Source organism: Streptomyces sp. NPDC031445 (genome assembly GCF_055581365.1).
On record NZ_JBVIJO010000004.1, the window covers coordinates 139,928 to 165,703 of the forward strand.

The window sequence follows — 25,776 nt, forward strand, 5'->3', positions numbered from 1 at the left end:
GGGACCGGTACGCGCGTAGTGAGTCCGAGCCCTCGGAAGGACCCCCTCTTGGCCGCCTCGCGCACTGCCTCGACCGCGAATACGAACAACGGCGCCAGCACCGCCCCGCTGCGCATCTCCTTTGCAAAGATCAAGGAGCCCCTCGAGGTTCCGAACCTGCTCGCGCTGCAGACCGAGAGCTTTGACTGGCTGCTCGGCAACACCGCCTGGCAGACTCGGGTCGAGGAGGCCCTTGAGAACGGTCAGGACGTCCCCACCAAGTCCGGTCTGGAGGAGATCTTCGAGGAGATCTCCCCGATCGAGGACTTCTCCGGGTCGATGTCGCTGACGTTCCGGGACCACCGCTTCGAGCCGCCCAAGAACTCGATCGACGAGTGCAAGGAGCGCGACTTCACGTACGCCGCCCCGCTCTTCGTCACCGCCGAGTTCACCAACAACGAGACCGGCGAGATCAAGTCCCAGACCGTCTTCATGGGCGACTTCCCGCTCATGACGAACAAGGGCACTTTCGTCATCAACGGCACCGAGCGTGTCGTGGTGTCGCAGCTGGTCCGTTCCCCCGGTGTCTACTTCGACTCCAGCATCGACAAGACGTCCGACAAGGACATCTTCTCCGCCAAGATCATCCCGTCCCGGGGCGCCTGGCTGGAGATGGAGATCGACAAGCGCGACATGGTCGGTGTCCGCATCGACCGCAAGCGCAAGCAGTCGGTCACCGTGCTGCTGAAGGCGCTCGGCTGGACGACCGAGCAGATCCTTGAGGAGTTCGGCGACTACGAGTCGATGCGCGCCACCCTGGAGAAGGACCACACCCAGGGCCAGGACGACGCGCTGCTCGACATCTACCGCAAGCTGCGCCCGGGCGAGCCCCCCACGCGTGAGGCCGCGCAGACGCTGCTGGAGAACCTCTACTTCAACCCCAAGCGCTACGACCTCGCCAAGGTCGGCCGCTACAAGGTCAACAAGAAGCTGGGTACGGACACCCCGCTGGACGCGGGCATCCTGACCGTCGAGGACATCATCGCGACGATCAAGTACCTGGTGAAGCTGCACGCCGGCGAGACCGAGACCACCGGTGACAACGGCGAGACGGTCGTCGTCGAGACCGACGACATCGACCACTTCGGCAACCGTCGTCTGCGCAGCGTCGGCGAGCTCATCCAGAACCAGGTCCGTACGGGTCTGGCGCGTATGGAGCGTGTCGTCCGCGAGCGGATGACGACCCAGGACGTCGAGGCGATCACGCCGCAGACCCTGATCAACATCCGGCCGGTCGTCGCCTCCATCAAGGAGTTCTTCGGCACCAGCCAGCTGTCGCAGTTCATGGACCAGAACAACCCGCTGTCGGGTCTCACCCACAAGCGCCGTCTGTCGGCTCTTGGCCCGGGTGGTCTCTCCCGTGAGCGGGCCGGCTTCGAGGTCCGTGACGTGCACCCGTCGCACTACGGCCGTATGTGCCCGATCGAGACGCCGGAAGGCCCGAACATCGGTCTGATCGGCTCGCTCGCCTCCTACGGCCGGGTCAACGCGTTCGGCTTCGTGGAGACCCCGTACCGCAAGGTCATCGACGGCCAGGTCACCGACGAGGTCGACTACCTGACCGCCGACGAGGAGGACCGCTTCGTCATCGCGCAGGCCAACGCGCCGCTGACGAACGACCTCCGGTTCGAGGAGAGCCGCGTGCTCGTCCGCCGTCGTGGCGGCGAGGTCGACTACGTCGGCCCCGAGGACGTGGACTACATGGACGTCTCGCCGCGCCAGATGGTGTCGGTCGCGACCGCCATGATCCCCTTCCTCGAGCACGACGACGCCAACCGTGCCCTCATGGGCGCGAACATGATGCGCCAGGCCGTTCCGCTGATTAAGTCGGAGGCCCCGCTCGTCGGCACCGGCATGGAGTACCGCTCCGCCGTCGACGCCGGCGACGTCGTCAAGGCCGAGAAGGCCGGTGTGGTCCAGGAGGTCTCCGCGGACTACATCACCACGGCCAACGACGACGGCACGTACATCACGTACCGCCTGGCCAAGTTCGCCCGCTCCAACCAGGGCACCTCGGTCAACCAGAAGGTCATCGTCAACGAGGGCGACCGTGTCGTCGAGGGCCAGGTCCTCGCCGACGGCCCGGCCACCCAGAACGGCGAGATGGCCCTCGGCAAGAACCTGCTCGTGGCGTTCATGCCGTGGGAGGGTCACAACTACGAGGACGCGATCATCCTGTCGCAGCGCCTCGTGCAGGACGACGTCCTCTCCTCGATCCACATCGAGGAGCACGAGGTCGACGCCCGTGACACCAAGCTCGGCCCCGAGGAGATCACCCGGGACATCCCGAACGTCTCCGAGGAGGTCCTCGCCGACCTCGACGAGCGCGGCATCATCCGCATCGGCGCCGAGGTCATCGCCGGTGACATCCTCGTCGGCAAGGTCACCCCGAAGGGTGAGACCGAGCTGACGCCGGAGGAGCGCCTGCTGCGCGCGATCTTCGGTGAGAAGGCCCGTGAGGTCCGTGACACCTCGCTGAAGGTGCCGCACGGCGAGACCGGCAAGGTCATCGGTGTGCGCGTCTTCGACCGCGAGGAGGGCGACGAGCTGCCGCCGGGCGTGAACCAGCTGGTCCGCGTCTACGTCGCGCAGAAGCGCAAGATCACCGACGGTGACAAGCTCGCCGGCCGGCACGGCAACAAGGGTGTCATCTCCAAGATCCTGCCGATCGAGGACATGCCGTTCCTGGAGGACGGCACCCCGGTCGACATCATCCTCAACCCGCTGGGTGTGCCGTCCCGAATGAACCCGGGACAGGTCCTGGAGATCCACCTCGGCTGGCTCGCCAGCCGCGGCTGGGACGTCTCCGGCCTCGCGGAGGAGTGGGCCCAGCGCCTCCAGGTCATCGGCGCCGACCAGGTCGCCCCCGGCACCAACGTCGCGACCCCGGTCTTCGACGGTGCCCGTGAGGACGAGCTGGCGGGTCTGCTGCAGCACACCATCCCGAACCGGGACGGCGAGCGCATGGTGCTCCCGACCGGTAAGGCGCGGCTGTTCGACGGCCGTAGCGGTGAGCCGTTCCCGGACCCGATCTCGGTCGGCTACATGTACATCCTGAAGCTGCACCACCTGGTCGACGACAAGCTGCACGCCCGTTCGACCGGTCCGTACTCGATGATCACCCAGCAGCCGCTGGGTGGTAAGGCCCAGTTCGGTGGCCAGCGGTTCGGCGAGATGGAGGTGTGGGCCCTCGAGGCCTACGGCGCCGCGTACGCCCTCCAGGAGCTGCTGACCATCAAGTCCGACGACGTCACCGGCCGCGTGAAGGTCTACGAGGCCATCGTCAAGGGCGAGAACATCCCCGAGCCCGGCATCCCCGAGTCCTTCAAGGTGCTCATCAAGGAGATGCAGTCGCTCTGCCTGAACGTGGAGGTGCTGTCCAGCGACGGTATGTCCATCGAGATGCGCGACACCGACGAGGACGTCTTCCGCGCTGCGGAGGAGCTCGGTATCGACCTGTCCCGGCGCGAGCCGAGCAGCGTCGAAGAGGTCTGACGGGAGTCCGGTAGGGGCCTCGCCGCCGTGTGAGGCCCCCGCCGACCCCCAGGCCCCCGTTTCAGACCACAGACTTTCGACCCTGAGAGGGATTGACGCATAGTGCTCGACGTCAACTTCTTCGACGAGCTCCGGATCGGCCTGGCCACCGCTGACGACATCCGTCAGTGGAGCCACGGCGAGGTCAAGAAGCCCGAGACCATCAACTACCGCACCCTCAAGCCCGAGAAGGACGGACTCTTCTGCGAGAAGATCTTCGGTCCGACCCGGGACTGGGAGTGCTACTGCGGCAAGTACAAGCGCGTCCGCTTCAAGGGCATCATCTGCGAGCGCTGCGGCGTCGAGGTCACGCGCGCCAAGGTGCGCCGTGAGCGGATGGGCCACATCGAGCTGGCCGCCCCCGTCACGCACATCTGGTACTTCAAGGGTGTCCCCTCGCGCCTCGGCTACCTGCTGGACCTGGCGCCGAAGGACCTCGAGAAGGTCATCTACTTCGCCGCGTACATGATCACGTACGTCGACGAGGAGCGCCGTACCCGCGACCTGCCCTCCCTGGAGGCGCACGTCTCGGTCGAGCGTCAGCAGATCGAGAACCGCCGGGACGCCGACCTGGAGGCCCGCGCCAAGAAGCTCGAGTCCGACCTGGCCGAGCTGGAGGCCGAGGGCGCCAAGGCCGACGTGCGCCGCAAGGTGCGCGAGGGTGCCGAGCGCGAGATGAAGCAGCTGCGCGACCGCGCGCAGCGCGAGATCGACCGCCTCGACGAGGTGTGGAACCGGTTCAAGAACCTCAAGGTCCAGGACCTGGAGGGCGACGAGCTGCTCTACCGCGAGCTGCGCGACCGCTTCGGCACCTACTTCGACGGCTCGATGGGCGCCGCGGCGCTGCAGAAGCGCCTGGAGTCCTTCGACCTGGAGGAAGAGGCCGAGCGGCTCCGCGAGATCATCCGCACCGGCAAGGGCCAGAAGAAGACCCGTGCCCTGAAGCGGCTGAAGGTCGTCTCCGCGTTCCTGCAGACCTCCAACAGCCCCAAGGGCATGGTCCTGGACTGCGTCCCGGTCATCCCGCCGGACCTGCGTCCGATGGTGCAGCTGGACGGTGGCCGCTTCGCGACCTCCGACCTGAACGACCTGTACCGCCGTGTCATCAACCGCAACAACCGCCTGAAGCGCCTTCTCGACCTCGGTGCCCCCGAGATCATCGTGAACAACGAGAAGCGCATGCTCCAGGAGGCCGTCGACGCGCTCTTCGACAACGGCCGTCGCGGCCGCCCGGTCACGGGCCCCGGCAACCGTCCGCTGAAGTCGCTGTCCGACATGCTCAAGGGCAAGCAGGGCCGTTTCCGTCAGAACCTGCTCGGCAAGCGAGTCGACTACTCGGCGCGTTCCGTCATCGTCGTCGGCCCGCAGCTGAAGCTGCACCAGTGCGGTCTGCCCAAGGCCATGGCGCTGGAGCTGTTCAAGCCGTTCGTGATGAAGCGCCTGGTGGACCTGAACCACGCGCAGAACATCAAGAGCGCCAAGCGCATGGTGGAGCGCGGCCGCACCGTCGTGTACGACGTCCTCGAAGAGGTCATCGCCGAGCACCCGGTGCTGCTGAACCGTGCTCCCACCCTGCACCGCCTCGGCATCCAGGCCTTCGAGCCGCAGCTGGTCGAGGGCAAGGCCATCCAGATCCACCCGCTCGTCTGCACCGCGTTCAACGCGGACTTCGACGGTGACCAGATGGCCGTGCACCTGCCGCTGTCCGCGGAGGCGCAGGCCGAGGCCCGCATCCTGATGCTGTCCTCGAACAACATCCTCAAGCCGGCCGACGGCCGCCCGGTGACGATGCCGACCCAGGACATGGTCCTCGGTCTGTTCTTCCTCACCACCGACGGCGAGCTGCGTGACACCAAGGGCGAGGGCCGCGCGTTCGGTTCCACGGCCGAGGCGATCATGGCGTTCGACGCCGGCGAGCTGGCGCTGCAGTCGCCGATCGACATCCGCTTCCCGGTGGGCACCATCCCGCCGCGCGGCTGGACCCCGCCGGCGCGCGAGGAGGGCGAGCCCGAGTGGCAGCAGGGTGACAGCTTCCGCCTGCGCACCACCCTGGGCCGCGCGCTCTTCAATGAGCTGCTGCCCGAGGACTACCCGTTCGTCGACTACTCGGTGGGCAAGAAGCAGCTCTCCGAGATCGTCAACGACCTGGCCGAGCGCTACCCGAAGGTCATCGTGGCGGCGACGCTCGACAACCTGAAGGCGGCCGGCTTCTACTGGGCGACCCGTTCCGGTGTCACCGTGGCCATCTCCGACGTCGTCGTTCCCGAGGCGAAGAAGGAGATCGTCCGCGGCTACGAGGCGCAGGACGAGAAGGTCCAGAAGCAGTACGAGCGCGGTCTGATCACCAAGGAAGAGCGCACGCAGGAGCTCATCGCGATCTGGACCAAGGCGACCAACGAGGTCGCCGAGGCGATGAACGAGAACTTCCCCAAGACCAACCCCATCTTCATGATGGTTGACTCGGGTGCCCGAGGAAACATGATGCAGATGCGGCAGATCGCCGGTATGCGTGGTCTGGTGTCGAACGCGAAGAACGAGACCATCCCGCGTCCGATCAAGGCGTCGTTCCGTGAGGGTCTGTCCGTGCTGGAGTACTTCATCTCCACGCACGGTGCCCGTAAGGGTCTGGCGGACACCGCCCTGCGTACCGCCGACTCGGGTTACCTCACCCGTCGTCTGGTCGACGTCTCGCAGGACGTCATCATCCGCGAGGAGGACTGCGGCACCGACCGCGGCCTGCGGCTGCGGATCGCCGACCGTGGCGCCGACGGCGTGCTGCGCAAGGCGGACGACGTCGAGACGTCCGTGTACGCGCGCTGCCTCGCCGAGGACATCGTGGTCGACGGCCAGGTGCTGGCCCCGGCCGGCACCGACCTGGGCGACGTCCTCATCGAGGAGCTCGTCGGCCGTGGCGTCGAGGAGGTCAAGACCCGCTCGGTCCTGACCTGCGAGTCCGCCGTCGGTACCTGCGCGATGTGCTACGGCCGCTCGCTGGCCACCGGCAAGCTGGTCGACATCGGTGAGGCGGTCGGCATCATCGCCGCCCAGTCCATCGGTGAGCCCGGTACCCAGCTGACGATGCGTACCTTCCACACCGGTGGTGTGGCCGGTGACGACATCACCCAGGGTCTGCCGCGTGTCGTCGAGCTCTTCGAGGCCCGTACCCCGAAGGGTGTCGCCCCGATCTCCGAGGCCTCCGGCCGCGTCCGGATCGAGGAGACCGAGAAGACCAAGAAGATCGTCGTCACCCCGGACGACGGCAGCGACGAGACGGCGTACCCGATCTCGAAGCGTGCCAAGGTCCTGGTCCGCGAGGGCGACCACGTCGAGGTGGGCCAGCAGCTCACCGTGGGTGCCACCAACCCGCACGACGTGCTGCGCATCCTGGGTCAGCGTGCCGTCCAGGTCCACCTGGTCGGCGAGGTCCAGAAGGTGTACAACTCGCAGGGTGTGTCGATCCACGACAAGCACATCGAGATCATCATCCGGCAGATGCTCCGCCGCGTGACGATCATCGAGTCCGGCGACGCCGAGCTGCTGCCCGGCGAGCTGGTCGAGCGCTCCCGCTTCGAGCAGGAGAACCGTCGTGTGGTCCAGGAGGGCGGTCACCCGGCCTCCGGTCGTCCGCAGCTGATGGGTATCACCAAGGCCTCGCTGGCGACCGAGTCCTGGCTGTCGGCGGCGTCCTTCCAGGAGACGACGCGAGTCCTCACCGACGCGGCGATCAACGCCAAGTCGGACTCGCTGATCGGCCTCAAGGAGAACGTCATCATCGGTAAGCTCATCCCGGCCGGTACGGGTCTGTCCCGCTACCGCAACATCCGGGTCGAGCCGACCGAGGAGGCCAAGGCCGCGATGTACTCGGCCGTCGGCTACGACGACATCGACTACTCGCCGTTCGGCACGGGCTCCGGCCAGGCCGTACCGCTGGAGGACTACGACTACGGTCCGTACAACCAGTAAGCGAGCAGCTTGAACTGAAGGGCGGTCACTCCCGTGAGGGGGTGGCCGCCCTTCGGCGTGTGCGGGACCGGGTCAGCGGTGCAGGCCGAGGTAGGGCTGCAAGGCGGTGATCCGGGCGGAGCGGTCAGGGTGGGAGGACAGCAGCCGGCCGAGCCAGCCGGGCTCCTTGACCTGCCGGCCCTGTGCGGCGAGGGCCGCCTTGGTCGCCTCCTCCTGGACCTGGAAGTGGTACAGGACCTCGGCCAGTTGCCGGGCGAAGCCCAGCTCGGCCGCCTGCTGGTCGGCGCGCAGCTCCCCGCGCCGGCCCGCGTACGCCAGCAGATAGGGGGCGAGCACGAGGGGGACGGCGATGTACCAGGCGAAAAGGAACACGCCGACCGCCATCAACGCCATGATCAGGATCAGGGCGCCGGTCGCGGCGGCGGAGAAGAAGCCGGTGACCGTGATCGCGAGCCCGGCCAGTATCCGGGTCATCGCCCAGGCGATGCGGCCGGGCAGCGAGTACCAGTAGCCGAGCAGACCGGCCCAGGCGTGGCCGCCGGTGTGGTGGCCCAGCTCGTGCGCGAGTACGGCCGCCAGGTTGCTGCTCGGGACCTGGGTGAGAGAGTACGTCGTGACGCCGACGACGTGCCCGGCCACCGCCGCCGCGTTGAGTTCGCCGCTGTTCTCCACCATCAGCTCGTAGGTGCCCGGTTCGATGCCGGCCCGGGCGGTCACCTCGTTCCAGACGGGTTCCAGACGGGCCCGCTCCTGCGCGGTGGGCGGGCGGAGCTTGAGCACGTACCGGGCGAAGGCGCGCTCGGTCGGCCGGTGGAAGACGAGCAGCCCGGAGGCGACCCACGCCAGCACCACCGACGTCCCCACGACGGTGCCGAAGACGCCGAGTGCGACGGAGCAGACCAGCCCGAGGCTCACCAGGGCCCCGGGCACCTGCACCGCCAGCCGCCCGATCGCCGTCGCGTCGACCCCGCGCTGGTGCTCGGACACGTGCACGCGGGCGCCGCGGTGGCGGTAGTCGAGGTCGTCCGGCGGCGGGCTCGCCCCTTCACCGGCCACGTCCGGGCCGGGGTACTGCGGAGGCTGGGCGGGAAGGGCCGAGCGGGCGGGCCCTGGGGTCGGCTGGGCGGGCGGAGACGTCGCCGGATAGGCGGGCGGCCCGCCCGGGTGCGGGGGTGCGATGACGGCGGGGTGTGCGGAAGGCGGACCCGGGGGCGCGGGAGGCGCGGCGGGGTAGGGCGGGGGTGAGGCCGAGGAGGTGAAGGCTGTGGTCGGGTACGCGGGCGGCGGGCCCTGCGGCGCGGGGACTGTGCCCGGGTAGACCGGGGGCGGGCCCAGCGGTGCGGAAGGCGGGGCCGTGGACGTCAAGGCTGTGGCGGGGTAGGCGGGGGGCGGGACCTGAGGTGTGGAGGGCGCGGTCGGGTAGGCCGGTGGCGGCTCCGAAGGCGTCAGGGCCGTCGTCGGGTAGGCCGGGGGCGGGGTCGGGGCCGTCGGCGGGTACGGCGGGGGGAACCGCGGGACCGCCGGGGGTGGCTGGGGTGCGGGGTGGGCGGGCTCTTCCGGGTACGCCGGCGGGGCCGTGGGCAGCGCCGGAATCGCCGCCTCGGGACGGTGGGACTCGGGGTACGGGGGTGGCAGGGACGGGTCCGGCGGCTGGGACATGGGCGGGACTCCTTCGCATACGGGGACGTCAGCCGATGAGCGCGGCGGTGGGCAGCAGCAGGGCGCCGGCGCAGAACGCGATCAGGCCGGTGCGGATCCACCGGTGCTTGGACGCGGCGATCCGGCTGTTCTCGGCGAGCGCCGCCAGCAGCCCGGCCGCGGGGTCCCGCTCGGTGTCGGCGAGTGCCTCGGCCAGCCGGCCCTCGCGGACCGCCTGGTGGATGTCGCCGAAGTAGCACAGCGGGCGTCCCGCGGCCCAGGAGCCGGCACGGTAGCGGGGCAGCACGGCGAGCATCAGCGCGAGCAGCGACAGGGCCAGCCCCGCCGCCCCGGCCCACCACAGGCCGGTGCCGAACCCGGACAGCCGGCCCGGCGACCAGTTCCGTCCGGCGACCAGGGCGGAGAACAGACCGGCGGTCATGCCGAGCGCCGCCACCAGGACGGAGGCTTTGGTGTCGGCCCGTGCGATCTCGTCGCGTAACTCCGCGAGCAGCCGTTCCGCGGTGTGCTGGGCGCCGGTGGCCGTCCGGACCGGCGGCGCGGTGGTGCCGGAAGCGGTCATGCCGGCCCCGCCTCGGGCGATTCCCGCTCCCCGGGCCGGGCACCGGGCGAGGGCGGTACGACCGGTGCGGGCCCGTCGGCGACGAGCGTCGGCGGAGGCGTGAACGGTGCGGGAGGTGCCGGCGGCGCGGGCGGCGGCGGAGGCGTGGCCGGGGCGGCGAGGGCCGTCGCCGGGTCGTAGGGCTGCTGCCCGTACGGGGGCGGGCCGGGCGGCGGGACGACCGGCGGCTGCCCCTGCGCGGGCAGGCCGTACGCCTGCCGGCCGTGGGGAGGCCGGCCGTACGCCTGTCCCCCGTAAGGGACGTGGCTGTGCGGGGGCTGCCCGTACGACCCGGCCGTCCCCTGTGCGGCCGGGTCGTACGGTGTCGTGGAGCCGGACGCCGAGGGCGGGGCGTACGGCTGGGGCGGGGCGTACGGCGGCTGCGGGGGCACTCCCGGGGGGAGGGCCGGGGCCGGCGGCTCCTGCTCGCGCATGAGGTCGTCGACGGAGCGCAGCACCGACCTGGCCGACTCCGCCTTCTGGTAGTCCTCCAGGGTGTCCCCGGCGATGACCTCCAGCTCCTTGCGGATCGCGCCGAGCTGGTCCCGCTTCAGGGTGCCGATGACCATCCGGGTGTCGGCGGGGTGTGCCGCGAGGTGCAGGGCCCACGCGGCGACGCCACCGTGCTGGAGCCAGTACTGGTAGAACTCGATCTTCCGGGCGACCAGTTCCTGCGACTGCTGTTCGCGCAGGACCGCCAGCTGGTGTTCGAGCTGTGCCTGGCGCACCAGGTACTCGTGCTCGGGGTCGAGCATCTCCGACTCGTAGCGCAGGGCGCGCTTGCGGCGGCGGTGGGCGAGCGCGTCGTCGTCCAGGCGGAGCCGCACCACGCAGGTCACGTGCAGACCGGTGCCGGCGGCGAAGGAGCCCTCCTCGACGGCGCGCTGCACCGCCCGTTCGGCGGCCGGGCTGTCCTCGATGGGATGGAGCCGGGTCACCGGGCGGGCCAGCTGGTGCAGTTCGCGGACGAGCCGGGTCGGCACGTCCCGCTCGCCGCTCGCCACGAACGCCTGCGGGTCCGCCACCCGCCAGGTGAGGTCGGCGGTCGCTCCGAAGGAGAACGCGTCGTCGTCGCTGGGCAGTTCCAGTTCCAGCTGGACCGGGTGGCTGCCCATGTCCACCTCGTAGACGGAGGTGTAACGACGGGTCGCGGCCTCGGTGCGGCTCGGGCGGTGCGGTGGCAGGTAGACGTCGTACGAGCCGCCCGCGGTGACGAAGACCAGTGCGTGGTCGATCGCGCCGACCTGGCGGCGCGCGGTGTAGTCGAACCGCGATATCGGGCGCACGGTCAGCACGGGGTCGATCAGTTCGGTGTGCCGGTCGGCGTGCTGGGTCCACTCCGGTGGGCGGCGGAAGTCCGCCATGGGGCAACTCCTCTGTTCTTCGCGGGGTCTTTCAGCGCGTGGCGGGCACCGGGTGCACGACCGAGAGCAGCCGTTCGGCCATCGGCGGCCGGGTGCTGCCGTCCTCCGCGCGCATCGTGCGCAGTGCGTGGTCGAGGCGCTTGCGGTCGTCCGCGGTGACGATCAGCGCGGGCAGCAGCAGCTCCAGGGCCGTGGCGACGTCCGCGCGGCGGGCGGCGACGTGCACCCAGGTCGCCAGGGCGGCCAGCGCCTGCCGGGTGTGGCCGAGGTCGCCCAGGGCGGTGCGCCACAGGGTGGCCAGGTCCCGGGCCGCGTCCGGCTGGTACATGCCCTCCTCGGCGTACCAGCCGACGAGCGCGCCGTCCCCGGCGTTGTCGCAGGCGTGGGCGAACGCGGCCAGGGCGAGGTCGCGGACCGCGGGGGTGTCCCGGTACAGCAGCCGTACGAACTCGGCGAGTACCTCCCCGCGGCGCCGCCCGGCGGAGAGCAGCAGGGCGGCGGACTCGGTGAGGTTCTCCCGCTCGGCCTGGCCGCTGGCGTCGACCCGGGCCCGGGAGGCCAGCGCGTCGAGGGCCGGGCCGGCCAGGTCGGGGCGGAGCGGGGCCAGCAGGCCCAGGGCGCGGATGGCGGTCCACCGCCGTCCCCAGTGGCCGTCGTTGCACCACTGGGTGAGCAGGCGCAGGACGACCGGGGCGCCGAGGAGCTGGGACAGGGTGAGGGTGTTGGCGGCGGTGACACGCGGGCCGACGGCCTGCGCGGTCGCCCAGCCGTCGACGAGCAGCGCGATCGTCGAGGGCAGGTCGGCGGCGGCGAGCAGGGCCGTCGCGGCGGCGGCACGGGTGCGGACCAGGCCGCGGCCGTCCCGGGCGAGCTGGCGCAGCCACTCCACCAGGGCCGGGCGGGCCGAGGGGTGGCTGGTCCACACCTCGGTGAGCAGGACCCGGGCGGTGCGCTCGTCCCAGAAGGCGGCCGTGTACTGCGGGACCGGGCCCCAGTCGGTCTCCTCCTGCCGTACCTCGCCGACGGCCCGGGCGCGGTCGAGCCGGTCCGCGGCGGCCGGCCCGAACACCGGGACGGTGGGGGGCCGGTCGGGGTGCTGCAATCTCTCGAAGTGCACGAACAGCTGGTCGGCGAGTTCGGCGGCGAGGACGTAGGGCGCCTGGTCGAAGACGGCGAGGGCGATGAGGAAGGCCTTGTCGCGCAGCCCCGTCTGCGGATCGCCCAGCCAGTCCCGGCACTGCTTCTCCACGGCGGCCTGTCCGAAGTCCGCGAGCCGGGCGAGCGCGCCGGGGGTGCCGTCGTACGCCGCCAGCGTCTCGGCGAACGCGGCGGCCTCGGCCGGGCGGCGGTCCGCCTCGGCGAGGAACGCGGCCACCTCGGGGAGCGCGAGCAGGGTGTCGGCCTCGTCGGGCCGGCGCCGCCGGAGCAGGGCCCGTACGACCTCCTCGGCGGGCGGTGCCTCCCAGGGGCAGGGTCTGACGCCGGGCAGGTGGGGCGAGTTCTCGACGGTGACGACGAGGCAGCCGCCGGTCCGGGCGAGCTGGTCGCGGGCCGCGAACAGGTGGGTGTCCCGCAGCGGCCGGTTGCGGCTGAGGGGCAGGTCGCGCAGGACGTAGCCGCCGGGCTGGGTCAGCTGCCCGCTCAGAGCGGCGGGCGGGGTCTCCGGGCTCAGTGCGTGTACGGCGGGCATGCCGAGGCGGTGCACCAGCATCAGCGCGGCGGCGTTGCGGCCGGTGGCGTGGGCGCCGGCGAGGACCAGCACCCGCTCTTCGCGCAGCCGCTCCAGCGCGGCGGCGAAGGCGGGGCCGTCGGCGAACACGGCGGCCAGTTCCCCGATCCAGTCGCGGGGGATCTCGCCGGAGGCGTCGGGCGTGGCGCCGGCGGGGCCGTGGTGGTGGATCTCGGTACGGCCGCCCAGGTAGACGTCGCCGTCGACCCGGCCGCCGGAGACGCCGTGCTGGGCGCCGCCGACGAGGCTGCCGCCGAACCGGGCGTCACCGTCGAGGAAGAAGCCCGGGGCGTGCGCGACCAGCTCGCGCTGGGCGGCCCGGGCCTCCTCGTGGCCTTCGGCCTCCGGCTCCGGGCCGACGGGGGAGTGCGGGTCCGCCTCGGACTCGTGCGCCCGGCGCGGTGGCGTGTCGGAGGGCGGCTGTTCCGGCGGGCGCTGCCGGGCGGGGCCGGTACCGGGGGTGCCGTCGTCGTGCGCGGCCGGAGCGGACGTCACGCGCCCTCCCCGGCCGTACCGCCGAGGTGGACGTCACCGGTGACCTGCCCGCCGGAGACGCCGTGCTGGTCGCCGGCGACGAGGCTGCCGCCGAACCGGGGCGAGCCGCCGCCGAAGTCGAAGACGACACCGCCCGCGGGAGCGGTGGGCCGGGGCCCGGACGCGGGTGCCGCGGGACCGGGCGCCGCCGGGGCCGGACGCGGTGCGGCCGGCGCCCCCGGTGCCGGGACGTCCCCCGACGTTCCCGGCACCGGGGTTTCCCCCGCCCCCGTGTCACCGTGGTCGTCGCCGGCGCGCGGGACCGGCCTGTGGAGCCAGCCGCGCAGCGGGCCGTTCTTGCTGGTCAGGGTCACCGGGTGGAAGTCGGCGGCCGGGACGCCGTGGTGGTCGTGGCGCACGATGCCGGTGTGCACGCTCTCCGAGACGCACAGCGCGAAGCCGTTGTCCCGCTCCCGCAGGGCGGCACGCAGGAGCGGGGCGTCGAGCAGCCGGCAGGCGTGGTTGAGGTCGGACCCGACCCAGCCGCCGTGCTCGTCGACGGCCACGTATCCGGTGGCGACCACACCGCGCAGCCGGATCTGGGCGGAGCTGGACGCCAGCCGGTTGTACCCGTGCAGCTGGGCGGGCACCTCGGTGAGCAGGGCGCGCAGGAGGGCCGGGACGGACGCGGCGGCGTCGATCAGCTCCATGACGGAGTCGCCGCGGTCCGCCCGGCGCCGCTGCGTCCCGTCGATGCCGGCGCGGGCCAGGGCACGGTCGGCGATGTCGTAGAGGACGCGCCGCAGGTACGCCTGCTCCACGTCGTCCCGGTCGCTGTACTTCTCGATGTCGAGCAGGAGCATCGTCCGGCTCACAGGGTCTTTCATGCTCGCCTCTCGGTTGGTCACCGTGGGGTCCGTCCGCTGTCAGCAGGGTGGCGCGGGGGACCCCGGGGGCGTGAGGACGGATGACGCACTCGGACTGTGACCGTGTGCACAGAGGGCGCGCGAGCCCGTCGCGGGCGTCGCGTGCGGGTCGTTCACTCCGTCGTCTCCGCCCGCGCGATCCGGCGCAGTACGTCCGGCCGCACGATCACCAGCTCCCGGCGGCCGGTGCGCACCACGTCGCGCTCCCGCAGTTCCTTCAGGAGGCGCTGCACCGCCTCCCGGGAGGCGCCCACCGAGCCGGCCAGTTCCTGTTTGCTCAGCGGCACGGAGAGTTCGACGCCCTCGCCGGTGGTGCGGCCGTGGGTGCGGGCGAGGTCGAGCAGCAGGGTCGCGAACCGTTCCCGGACGGTCATGGAGGCGAACTCCAGCCGGCGCCGGTCGGCGGCGCGGGTGCGGTCCGAGGTGAGCCCGAGCAGGGCGAAGGAGACGGCGGGGGAGTCGGTCAGGAACGCCGTGAAGCGCTCGCGGTGGACCGCCACGGCCCGTACGTCCTCCAGCGCGGTCACGGTCGCGGAGCGGGTCCGGCCGGTCAGCGCCGCCGACTCGCCGATGACGTCGCCCGGCCCGCGCAGGGCCAGCAACGCCTCGTAGCCGTTGGCGGCCGACGCGGTGACCTTCGTCCAGCCGCGCAGGACGAACAGCACGTGCGAGGAGGGCTCCCGCTGGCGCAGGAGCACCGCCCGGGGCGCGAAGTCCAGCTCGGAGCCCAGCGCGAGCAGCGCGGCCCGGTCCGGCTTCTCCAGCCGGGCCAGGAACGGCACCCGGTCGCCAAGCCCATCGTCCCCCGGTGTCTCGTCCGGCGTCTGCCGCGGTGACGTGTGCGGTGCGTCCCCCGTCATCCCATCCTCGCCCCCAAGCGCTACTGCGACCGCTCAACGTACCGACGTGACGGGCCGGCTGCGGGGCGTCGGACGGGATTCGCGCGGAATGGCCACGGACCCCGAACGGGGAACCGGGACAAGTCCGGCGTGTCGAAGCCCACCCCATTTGTTTTGACCGAAGTCCGTGAGGTAGGTACGCTCAGACCTTGTGCCTGGGGTGTGCCCTGGCTCCTGTGCGTGCCTGCAAACCGCATGGCGAGCTGTCAGCGGCCACCGTGATCTGCGCCCTTCCCGCCTTGCGGTGGGAGTCTGGCGGATTCGACACACCCGACCGCGTGGGTCGGCGACGTTCCAGGTTAGCTGTACCCATCGGCACACAGAAACCGGAGAAGTAGTGCCTACGATCCAGCAGCTGGTCCGTAAGGGCCGGCAGGACAAGGTCGAGAAGAACAAGACGCCCGCACTCGAGGGTTCCCCTCAGCGTCGTGGCGTCTGCACGCGTGTGTTCACGACCACCCCGAAGAAGCCGAACTCGGCCCTCCGCAAGGTCGCGCGTGTGCGTCTGACCAGCGGCATCGAGGTCACCGCTTACATTCCGGGTGAGGGACACAACCTGCAGGAGCACTCCATCGTGCTCGTGCGCGGCGGCCGTGTGAAGGACCTGCCGGGTGTTCGCTACAAGATCATCCGCGGCTCGCTCGACACCCAGGGTGTCAAGAACCGCAAGCAGGCTCGCAGCCGTTACGGCGCCAAGAAGGAGAAGTAAGAATGCCTCGTAAGGGCCCCGCCCCGAAGCGCCCGGTCATCATCGACCCGGTCTACGGCTCTCCTCTGGTGACCTCCCTGATCAACAAGGTGCTGCTGAACGGCAAGCGCTCCACCGCCGAGCGCATCGTCTACGGCGCCATGGAGGGCCTGCGCGAGAAGACCGGCAACGACCCGGTCATCACGCTCAAGCGCGCTCTTGAGAACATCAAGCCGACCCTCGAGGTCAAGTCCCGCCGTGTCGGTGGCGCCACCTACCAGGTTCCGGTCGAGGTCAAGCCCGGCCGTGCCAACACCCTGGCGCTGCGCTGGCTGGTCGGTTACTCCCGCGCCCGTCGCGAGAAGACCATGACCGAGCGTCTCCTCAACGAGCTTCTCGACGCCTCCAACGGCCTCGGTGCGGCCGTGAAGAAGCGCGAGGACACCCACAAGATGGCCGAGTCCAACAAGGCCTTCGCGCACTACCGCTGGTAGTCGCTACCCACATCGAGACCGAGAGAAGACTGAAGCCTTATGGCTACCACTTCACTTGACCTGGCCAGGGTCCGAAACATCGGGATCATGGCCCACATCGACGCGGGCAAGACGACCACCACCGAGCGGATCCTGTTCTACACCGGTGTGTCTTACAAGATCGGTGAGGTCCACGACGGCGCTGCCACCATGGACTGGATGGAGCAGGAGCAGGAGCGTGGCATCACGATCACCTCTGCTGCCACCACCTGTCACTGGTCGCTGGAGGACGTCGACCACACCATCAACATCATCGACACGCCGGGTCACGTCGACTTCACCGTCGAGGTGGAGCGTTCCCTGCGCGTGCTCGACGGTGCTGTGACGGTGTTCGACGGCGTCGCCGGCGTGGAGCCCCAGTCCGAGACGGTGTGGCGTCAGGCGGACCGCTACGGCGTTCCGCGTATCTGCTTCGTCAACAAGCTCGACCGCACCGGTGCCGAGTTCCACCGCTGTGTCGACATGATCTCCGACCGTCTGGGCGCGCAGCCGCTGGTCATGCAGCTGCCGATCGGTGCCGAGGCGGACTTCAAGGGCGTCGTCGACCTGGTGAAGATGAAGGCCCTGGTCTGGTCGGCCGAGGCGACCAAGGGCGAGATGTACGACACCGTCGACATCCCCGCCACGCACACCGAGGCCGCCGAGGAGTGGCGCGGCAAGCTGGTCGAGGCCGTCGCCGAGAACGACGAAGAGATCATGGAGCTGTACCTGGAGGGCGAGGAGCCCACCGAGGAGCAGCTGTACGCCGCGATCCGTCGTATCACCATCGCGTCCGGCAAGGGCACCGGCACCACCGTCACCCCGGTGTTCTGCGGTACCGCGTTCAAGAACAAGGGCGTCCAGCCCCTGCTCGACGCGGTCGTGCGCTACCTGCCGTCCCCGGTCGACATCGAGGCCATCGAGGGCCACGACGTCAAGGACCCGGAGACGGTCATCAAGCGCAAGCCGTCCGACGACGAGCCGCTGTCCGCGCTGGCGTTCAAGATCATGAGCGACCCGCACCTGGGCAAGCTCACCTTCGTCCGCGTGTACTCCGGCCGCCTGGAGTCCGGCACCTCCGTGCTGAACTCCGTCAAGGGCAAGAAGGAGCGCATCGGCAAGATCTACCGCATGCACGCCAACAAGCGTGAGGAGATCGAGTCGGTGGGCGCCGGCGACATCGTCGCCGTCATGGGCCTGAAGCAGACCACCACCGGTGAGACGCTGTCCGACGACAAGCAGCCGGTGATCCTGGAGTCCATGGACTTCCCGGCGCCGGTCATCCAGGTCGCCATCGAGCCCAAGTCGAAGGGCGACCAGGAGAAGCTGGGCGTCGCGATCCAGCGCCTGGCCGAGGAGGACCCGTCCTTCCAGGTCCACTCGGACGAGGAGACCGGCCAGACCATCATCGGCGGCATGGGCGAGCTGCACCTCGAGGTGCTCGTCGACCGTATGCGCCGTGAGTTCAAGGTCGAGGCCAACGTCGGCAAGCCGCAGGTCGCGTACCGCGAGACCATCCGCAAGGCGGTCGAGAAGGTCGAGTACACCCACAAGAAGCAGACGGGTGGTACCGGTCAGTTCGCCCGCGTCATCATCGCGATCGAGCCGATCGAGAGCGGCGACGCCTCGTACGAGTTCGTCAACAAGGTGACCGGTGGCCGCGTGCCGAAGGAGTACATCCCTTCGGTCGACGCCGGTGCGCAGGAGGCCATGCAGTTCGGCATCCTCGCCGGTTACGAGATGACCGGTGTCCGCGTCACGCTGCTCGACGGTGCCTACCACGAGGTGGACTCCTCCGAGCTGGCGTTCAAGATCGCCGGTTCGCAGGCCTTCAAGGAGGCCGCGCGCAAGGCCAGCCCTGTGCTCCTTGAGCCGATGATGGCCGTCGAGGTCACCACGCCCGAGGACTACATGGGTGAGGTCATCGGCGACATCAACTCCCGCCGTGGCCAGATCCAGGCCATGGAGGAGCGGGCTGGTGCCCGCGTCGTGAAGGGCCTCGTGCCCCTGTCGGAGATGTTCGGCTACGTCGGCGACCTCCGCAGCAAGACGTCGGGTCGCGCAAGCTACTCGATGCAGTTCGACTCCTACGCCGAGGTTCCGCGGAACGTCGCCGAGGAGATCATCGCGAAGGCCAAGGGCGAGTAACGCACCGCGTTCACACGCCGTAGGCTTGACTCCGGAGCCTCCAGGGGCAAACGTCCGCAATCGTGAGCGTTTGCCCCGGGTTCCGGGCCTTTACAGCAAAGATCACCTGGCGCCGATGAAGTAAGGCGTACAGAACCACTCCACAGGAGGACCCCAGTGGCGAAGGCGAAGTTCGAGCGGACTAAGCCGCACGTCAACATCGGCACCATCGGTCACATCGACCACGGTAAGACGACCCTCACGGCCGCCATTACCAAGGTGCTGCACGACGCGTACCCGGACCTGAACGAGGCCACCCCGTTCGACAACATCGACAAGGCTCCTGAGGAGCGTCAGCGCGGTATCACCATCTCCATCGCGCACGTCGAGTACCAGACCGAGGCGCGTCACTACGCCCACGTCGACTGCCCGGGTCACGCGGACTACATCAAGAACATGATCACCGGTGCCGCGCAGATGGACGGCGCGATCCTGGTGGTCGCCGCCACCGACGGCCCGATGCCGCAGACCAAGGAGCACGTGCTCCTGGCCCGCCAGGTCGGCGTTCCGTACATCGTCGTCGCCCTGAACAAGGCCGACATGGTGGACGACGAGGAGATCCTGGAGCTCGTCGAGCTCGAGGTCCGTGAGCTCCTCTCCGAGTACGAGTTCCCCGGCGACGACGTTCCGGTCGTCAAGGTCTCCGCGCTCAAGGCCCTCGAGGGCGAGCAGGAGTGGGTGGACTCCGTCCTCAACCTGATGAAGGCCGTCGACGAGTCGATCCCGCAGCCGGAGCGCGACGTCGACAAGCCGTTCCTCATGCCGATCGAGGACGTCTTCACGATCACCGGTCGCGGTACGGTCGTCACCGGCCGTATCGAGCGTGGTGTCCTGAAGGTCAACGAGACCGTCGACATCATCGGCATCAAGACCGAGAAGACCACCACCACGGTCACCGGCATCGAGATGTTCCGCAAGCTGCTCGACGAGGGCCAGGCCGGTGAGAACGTCGGTCTGCTCCTCCGTGGCATCAAGCGCGAGGACGTCGAGCGCGGCCAGGTCATCATCAAGCCGGGCTCGGTCACCCCGCACACCGAGTTCGAGGCGCAGGCCTACATCCTCTCCAAGGACGAGGGTGGCCGCCACACGCCGTTCTTCAACAACTACCGTCCGCAGTTCTACTTCCGCACGACGGACGTGACCGGCGTGGTGACCCTCCCCGAGGGCACCGAGATGGTCATGCCGGGTGACAACACCGAGATGAAGGTGGAGCTCATCCAGCCCGTCGCCATGGAAGAGGGCCTGAAGTTCGCCATCCGTGAGGGTGGCCGCACCGTGGGCGCCGGCCAGGTCACCAAGATCGTCAAGTAAGTCCGCTTGCTTGAGGCTTGACGGCCCGAGGGTCAGTACTTGACCCGAAGGTCTCGACCTGCGAGAGGCCCGTACGACTCCGGTCGTACGGGCCTCTTCGCGTGTCCGCCCCTTACGGCGGCCGGTGCGGTGCCAAGGGCTGCCACCACCGCCCACCGCCGGCTACGGAAGCCGTCCCGCGCCCCTGGCCGCTTTCACCGTCGGCCTACTGTTCGCCCCCGGGTCTGAAGGGGTCGCTGGAGCCGTCGCGGACCCTGAGCGATGAGGGCGTCGCCGTGGAGACAGAGGGCTTTCGGGGGCTGGTCGGCGGAGCGCACGGCCTGCCGGTCACCTGGGCCACGCCGCGAGGTGCGGCACCGGGGACACCGGGTGTCCGTGCCGCTGGAGGCGCTGTGCCCCGGACCGGACGCGAAGACCGTGGTGCACGGGATCCAGCCGCCGGTCGCCTCCTCGAACACCATCACCGGGCAGCCGGCCTGCACCCTGACGGTGTCGGTGCGCGACCCGGGGGTGGTCAGGGGCGGCGCAGCACGATCGGCCTCCCGCCGGGCGGCAACCTGCTCCGGGCGAACAACCCGGTGCTGGAAGACGGCCTCCTGTTCGCGGGCGCGGCCCACTGACGGCTCCGAAAGTATTCGGCGTGTACGACCCGTTCCCCCCGCCCCCGCCTCCCCCCACTATTTGTCATGCCGATGAGCAAATAGATGCGGAAGCGGCTGGAGGGGTGAGGTATGTCGTCTGCGCACGTCAGCCGTAGGACGGTGCTCGGCGGGACGGTCCTGGGCGCGGGGCTGGCCGCGATGCCCGTGGGGGCGTCGGGGACGGCGGCCGCCACCCCGGGGGACGGGCTCCGGGTGACGGAGCCGGGGGCGTACATCTCGTTCACGGGCGGGGTGTTCTCGCTGGTCGGCGCGCCCGTGGTGGTGAGCGCGGAGGACCACCCGGGGGTCGTACGGGTGGCCGGGGACCTCCGGGACGACCTGGCGCGGGTGACCGGCGTGCGCCCGGGCACGACGATCGGCCGCTTCCCGGTCCTGCTCGGCACGATCGGCCGCAGCCCGCTGATCGACGGCCTGATCCGGTCCGGGAAGCTGGACGTCACGGGCGTGCGAGGCAGGTGGGAGACCTCGCTCCAGACGGTCGTGGAGCACCCCATGCCGGGTGTGGAGCGGGCGTTCGTCATCGCGGGCAGCGACCCGCGGGGCACGATCTTCGGGGCCTACGACGTCTCGTACGGCATCGGCGTCTCACCCTGGCACTGGTGGGACGACGTACCGCCGGCCCGGCGCGACGCGGTCTGGGTGACGGCCGGACGCTTCACCCAGGGCACCCCGGTGGTGAAGTACCGGGGCGTCTTCATCAACGACGAGAACCCGGCGCTCGGCACCTGGGCACCGGCGTACTTCGGCGAGGGGAAGGCACCGGGGTACCCCGGCGGCTTCACCGCCGACTTCTACGCGAGGGTCTTCGAGGTCCTGCTGCGCCTGAAGGGCAACTACCTGTGGCCGGCGGTCTGGGGCCGGGCGTTCGCGGAGGACGACCCGGACAACCACCGCCGGGCGGCGGAGTACGGCATCGTCATGGGCACGTCCCACGAGGCGCCGATGATGCGGGGCATCGAGGAGTGGAACCGGCACGCCGGCTCCGGGACCGACCCCTACGGGGGCACGGGCGAGTGGTCGTACCGCCGCAACCCCGAGGCGATCCGCGCGTACTGGCGCGCCGGCATCCAGCGCATGGCCGACCAGGGCTTCGAGGGCGTCGTCACCCTCGGCATGCGCGGCAACGGCGACACCAGCCTGCCCGACGGCGACGGCATCGAACTGATGCAGCAGATCATCGCCGACCAGCGCCGCATCATCGAGGAGGTGACCGGCAGACCGGCGGCCGAGACCCCCCAGGTCTGGACCCTCTACAAGGAGGTCCAGCGCTACTGGGACCGCGGCCTGCGCGCCCCCGACGACGTCACCGTGGTCCTCACGGACGACAACTGGGGCAACATCCGCAAGCACCCGGACAGCCCGCGCACCGGCGGCTACGGCCTGTACTACCACTTCGACTACGTCGGTGCCGGCCGCAACTACAAGTGGGTCGACACCGCGAACCTCAGGAACGTCTGGGACCAGCTCCACCAGGCGCACGCCTACGGCAACCACGGCCTGTGGGTGGCCAACGTCGGCGACCTGAAGGGCAACGAGCTGCCGACGGAGTTCTTCCTCTCCTACGCCTGGAACCCCGACGCCTGGCCGCTGGAGCGCCTCGGCGCCTGGGAGGAGCGCTACGCCCGCCAGAACTTCGGCGAGGCCCAGGCGAAGGAGATCGCCTCCCTGCTGGCGGACTACGGCCGGCTCCAGGGCCGCCGCAAGCCGGAACTGCTGAACCGCCGGATCACTCTCGTGGGCGACCAGGTCGTGTACGACGACCGGCAGAGCCCCTACTACTTCGCGCACCGGGAGCTGGAACGGGTCACCGAGGAGTGGCGCGCGCTGGGCCGCCGCGCGGAACGCGTCGAGCGCAGACTGCCGGAGCGGCTGCGGGACGCGTGGTTCGAACTGGCCGGCTACGCGGTCACGGCGACCGCGAACCTGTACGCGCTGCGGGAGGCGGAGTTCACGAGCCTGCTGTACGCGGCACAGGGCCGGGCCGCGGCGAACGACCTCGCCGCGCGGGCGGAAGCCGCACTCGGCCGGGACTTCGCCCTGGCGGACCGTTTCGGCTCCGGTGTCGCCGGCGGCAAGTGGCGGGGCTTCCAGACCCAGCCCCACATCGACTACGGCGACGTCGACCGCTACGGACCCAACGCGGGCTGGCAGCAGCCGGAGAAGGACAACGTGGCGCTGCCGGACGTGCTGTTCCCCGCGGTGCGGCGCGTCGAGGTGCCCTCGGGCGCGGAGCTGGGCGTGTCGGTGGACGGCGCGGAGGACGCGGGGGAGTGGTGGCCGGGCGGCTCCTCCTCGGCCGCGTCCCTGCCGCCGTTCAGCCCGTACCAGTCCCGCCCCCGGCAGTACGTGGAGATCTTCAACCGGGGCCGTACGCCCTTCCCGTACGAGGTGTCGGTCTCGGCGCCGTGGCTGCGGGTGGACCGCCCGCGCGGCCGGGTGGACCAGCAGGTCCGCCTGGAGGTGGAGGTGGACTGGTCACGCCTGCCCGCCGGCCGCGCGGAGGCGACCCTGACGGTGCGCGGCGCGGGGGCGTCGGTGCCGGTGCGGTGCGTGGCGGAGCGACCGTCGGGCGTGCGGGCGCGCGGCTTCGTGGAGGCCGGCGGCTACGTGGCGATCGACGCCGGGCACTACGACCGGGCGGTCGGCCAGTGGCGCCGCATCGACGGCATCGGACGGACCGGGGCGGGCGTGACACCGTGGCCGGTGACGTCCCCGAGCCGGACCCCCGGCGGCTCCTCCCCGCACCTGGAGTACGAGGTGACACTGCTGTCCGCCCCCGGCGAGGTGACGGTGTGGGCCCACCTGTCCCCGCGCAACCCGGCCCTCCCCGGCGTCCCGGGCCTGCGCTACGGCATCTCGCTGGACGACGGCCCGGTCCGGACCGTCGACATCACCGCGGGCGCGGACGACGGCGCCCTGAACACGGTCTGGGCCCGCCACACCTCGGACAACGTCAACGCGACGGCGACCACGCACACCGTGACCGAGCCGGGCGTCCACCGACTCAGGTTCTGGATGGTGGACCCGACGGTGGTGGTGCAGCGCCTGCTGATCGACACGGGGGGCCTGCCGGCGCTGTACCTGGGGCCGGTGGAGAGCCGTCGGGCGGAGGAGGGCCGGCCGTAGAGCGGCATAAGCTCTGGTACGACTGCACGTGAACGACTGGCGGCGGGCCGTGGCCGGTCATCGTTGGACGGTTCGTGAGGGCTGCTGCTTAGCTGGACGCCAGGACGAGCCGGGCCGGAGCGAGTGAGAGAGGTGCGCGCGGTGGAAACCCCCCGCCTGGAGGAGGTGCGCCTGACCTCTTTCAAGAGCTTCACGGGCCAGCGTCTGCCGTTGCAGGACCTCACGGTGCTGATCGGACGCAACGGCAGTGGCAAGTCCAACGCCCTGGACGGACTGATGGTGCTGTCCCGCCTGGCGCTGGGCGAGCCGGTGCGGGATGCGCTGGACGGGCCGAGAACCGGCACCGAGGAGCCCATCCGGGGCGGGGCCGAGGGGTGCGCGCCCCTGGGGAACGACAGCTTCCAGCTCGGTTGCCGCGTCCGCTCGGGCCAGGCGGTCTTCGATCTGGACGTGGAGATCGCGGTACAGCCCGAGGTGCGGATCCTGAGGGAGGAACTGACGGCGGTCGAAGGCGTCCCCTACGGGGGGCGCAGGCTCGCAGCGGGCCGTTCGCTCCTGGCCAGCGACCCGGCGGACCCGCGCCGCAGCGATCTCAAGGTCCGGTACTTCAACGGGCGCCGGGGCCTGGACCCGGGTATTCCGTTCGCCGCCGACCGCCTGCTGACCAGCCAGGTGCCGGTACGTCTGCCCGCGACCACGGAAGCGACCAAGCTGGTGCACAGGGCGGCACAGGACGTCCTGGCCGTACTGCGTGAGGTCTTCCTGCTGGACCCGGTGCCTCACCTCATGAGGCAGTACGTCAACGCGCGCGACACGGAACTCCGGCGCAGCGCCGACAATCTGAGCGCGGCGGTCGAGGGGTTGCGGGAGACCGACCCCGCTGCCTTCGCGCAGCTCACGGAGCTTGTGGCGGGCATGCCCGAGTATCCGGTGAGAGACATCAGCACGGTCGACACCCGGCTCGGTGACGTGCAGCTCGTACTGCGCGAGTCGGGCTACCACGGTACTGACCACGACGTGCCGGCACGGCTCCTCAGCGACGGCATGCTGCGCTTCCTGGCCTTCGGCACGGCCCTGCTCAGCGCCCCGGTCTCCGACGGGGACGACGGGCCCCTCCGGGCCCAGCGGCACCTGGTGATCGAAGAGGTGGAGAACGGCCTGTACCCCACGCAGGCCGCGCGGGTGCTGCGCCTGATGAAAGCGGAGTCCGAACGGCGCAGCATCGACGTGCTGTTCACCACGCACAGTCCCGCGCTGCTCAATTCCCTTGAGGCGCAAGACCATTCGGGGGTCGTCGTGTGCAGCAGGGACCCGGAGTCGGGGGAGAGCGTGCTGGCTCGCCTCACAGAGCTCCCCGGCTATGTGGACCTGCTGGCCGCGGGAGACCTGGGTGACGCGGTGACGAAGAACCGCCTGCCGGATGCCGTGCGCCCCCGGCACACGGGCGTGGCCAGCGTCGAGGACTTCCTGAGGAGCCTGTGAGTCTTGAGCAGACAGCACCGCTCGGGGCTCCGGCTCCCTGTCGTCGACTTCCTCGACACGTCGGTCTTCGTCGAGATCCTCGATGTGCCTCACATGAACGGTCACCGTCCGCGGATCCTCGCGGAGATGGACGACCGGCTCAAGGCGAGGGTCCGGTTCGTGCTGCCCACCGCGACGGTGGTGGAGACCGGCAACCACGTGTTCCAGATCAAGGACGGTGCGGCACGCCGCACCTGTGCGGGGACCTTCCTGAGCATGCTGCGCAAGACCGCGGCGGGTGAGGCTCCCTGGGTGCTGCACGAGCGCACCTGGGACGGAGCGTTCCTCGGCTCGTTGTGCGACGGCGGTACGACGGGGATGGATCTGGCCGAGCACGCCGTACGCCAGCAGCTCGGCACCGGTGATCTGAGCATCGTCGCCGAGCGGGATCTGTACGCGGCGCGCGTCCTAGCGGAGGTCCGGATCTGGACCCTGGAGGCGACGATGGGGACGTGGGCCGAGCTGCCGTGAGTGATGCGCTGGGGAGCTTGCCGACTCGACCGCCTTCGTCGGGTACGCCGCACGCGCCTCGGTTTGACCTACGTCACCTTCGGGGTAATCTCTTCGGCTAGATTGGCGGT

15 protein-coding genes are annotated in these 25,776 nt (G+C 70.4%); 9 read left to right on the forward strand and 6 right to left on the reverse strand.

Going from position 1 to position 25,776, the window contains the following annotated elements; genetic code table 11:
* The first annotated feature begins 48 nt into the window (after positions 1–48).
* Together rpoB and ACZ5DC_RS13385 are read left to right on the forward strand one after the other, a co-directional pair.
* Positions 49–3,534, forward strand: a complete 3,486-nt coding sequence (gene rpoB / locus ACZ5DC_RS13380) for a DNA-directed RNA polymerase subunit beta (protein WP_468652289.1) — start codon at positions 49–51, stop codon at positions 3,532–3,534.
* A 102-nt stretch (positions 3,535–3,636) separates the two neighbouring features.
* Positions 3,637–7,536, forward strand: coding sequence for a DNA-directed RNA polymerase subunit beta' (locus ACZ5DC_RS13385; protein ID WP_171153693.1), 3,900 nt, complete (start codon positions 3,637–3,639; stop codon positions 7,534–7,536).
* Positions 7,537–7,608: 72 nt separating this feature from the next.
* Here ACZ5DC_RS13385 and ACZ5DC_RS13390 read toward each other — a convergent pair whose 3' ends face one another.
* The 6 genes from ACZ5DC_RS13390 to ACZ5DC_RS13415 form a co-directional block, all read right to left on the reverse strand.
* Positions 7,609–8,592 carry a M48 family metalloprotease gene (locus tag ACZ5DC_RS13390; protein WP_468652291.1) on the reverse strand — a complete coding sequence of 328 codons (984 nt, stop codon included), beginning with the start codon at positions 8,590–8,592 and terminating at the stop codon, positions 7,609–7,611.
* A gap of 631 nt (positions 8,593–9,223) precedes the next feature.
* Positions 9,224–9,757: a Pycsar system effector family protein gene (locus ACZ5DC_RS13395; protein WP_468652293.1), complete on the reverse strand. Its 534-nt coding sequence runs from the start codon at positions 9,755–9,757 to the stop codon at positions 9,224–9,226.
* On the reverse strand, positions 9,754–11,160 hold the full coding sequence (locus ACZ5DC_RS13400) for a PE-PGRS family protein (RefSeq protein WP_468652295.1): 1,407 nt from the start codon (positions 11,158–11,160) through the stop codon (positions 9,754–9,756). The genes ACZ5DC_RS13395 and ACZ5DC_RS13400 overlap by 4 nt, the downstream gene beginning before the upstream one ends.
* Positions 11,161–11,191: 31 nt before the next feature.
* Entirely contained in the window at positions 11,192–13,384 is a 2,193-nt protein-coding gene (locus tag ACZ5DC_RS13405; RefSeq protein ID WP_468652297.1) for a hypothetical protein, read from the reverse strand.
* Positions 13,381–14,250, reverse strand: coding sequence for a hypothetical protein (locus ACZ5DC_RS13410; protein WP_468652299.1), 870 nt, complete (start codon positions 14,248–14,250; stop codon positions 13,381–13,383). The genes ACZ5DC_RS13405 and ACZ5DC_RS13410 overlap by 4 nt, the downstream gene beginning before the upstream one ends.
* 152 nt (positions 14,251–14,402) lie before the next feature.
* Positions 14,403–15,149, reverse strand: coding sequence for a Crp/Fnr family transcriptional regulator (locus ACZ5DC_RS13415; protein WP_468652301.1), 747 nt, complete (start codon positions 15,147–15,149; stop codon positions 14,403–14,405).
* Positions 15,150–15,525: 376 nt separating this feature from the next.
* Between ACZ5DC_RS13415 and rpsL the strand changes: the two genes are divergently transcribed.
* The 7 genes from rpsL (at position 15,526) to ACZ5DC_RS13450 (ending at position 25,666) form a co-directional block, all read left to right on the forward strand.
* The gene (gene rpsL / locus ACZ5DC_RS13420; RefSeq protein ID WP_003948652.1) at positions 15,526–15,897 is read left to right on the forward strand and encodes a 30S ribosomal protein S12; all 372 of its coding nucleotides are present in this window, start codon (positions 15,526–15,528) and stop codon (positions 15,895–15,897) included.
* A 2-nt stretch (positions 15,898–15,899) separates the two neighbouring features.
* Positions 15,900–16,370 carry a 30S ribosomal protein S7 gene (gene rpsG, locus ACZ5DC_RS13425; RefSeq protein WP_003998848.1) on the forward strand — a complete coding sequence of 157 codons (471 nt, stop codon included), beginning with the start codon at positions 15,900–15,902 and terminating at the stop codon, positions 16,368–16,370.
* A 39-nt stretch (positions 16,371–16,409) separates the two neighbouring features.
* Positions 16,410–18,536 (forward strand): elongation factor G, encoded by a 2,127-nt coding sequence (gene fusA / locus ACZ5DC_RS13430; RefSeq protein WP_366748557.1) that lies wholly within the window; start codon positions 16,410–16,412, stop codon positions 18,534–18,536.
* 156 nt (positions 18,537–18,692) lie between these two features.
* Positions 18,693–19,886 (forward strand): elongation factor Tu, encoded by a 1,194-nt coding sequence (tuf, locus tag ACZ5DC_RS13435; RefSeq protein WP_014674366.1) that lies wholly within the window; start codon positions 18,693–18,695, stop codon positions 19,884–19,886.
* A gap of 731 nt (positions 19,887–20,617) precedes the next feature.
* Positions 20,618–23,674, forward strand: coding sequence for a glycosyl hydrolase 115 family protein (locus tag ACZ5DC_RS13440; RefSeq protein WP_468652305.1), 3,057 nt, complete (start codon positions 20,618–20,620; stop codon positions 23,672–23,674).
* 141 nt (positions 23,675–23,815) lie between these two features.
* Positions 23,816–25,156, forward strand: a complete 1,341-nt coding sequence (locus ACZ5DC_RS13445; RefSeq protein WP_468652307.1) for an AAA family ATPase — start codon at positions 23,816–23,818, stop codon at positions 25,154–25,156.
* 3 nt (positions 25,157–25,159) lie between these two features.
* Positions 25,160–25,666, forward strand: coding sequence for a hypothetical protein (locus ACZ5DC_RS13450; protein ID WP_468652309.1), 507 nt, complete (start codon positions 25,160–25,162; stop codon positions 25,664–25,666).
* Positions 25,667–25,776 lie beyond the last annotated feature (110 nt).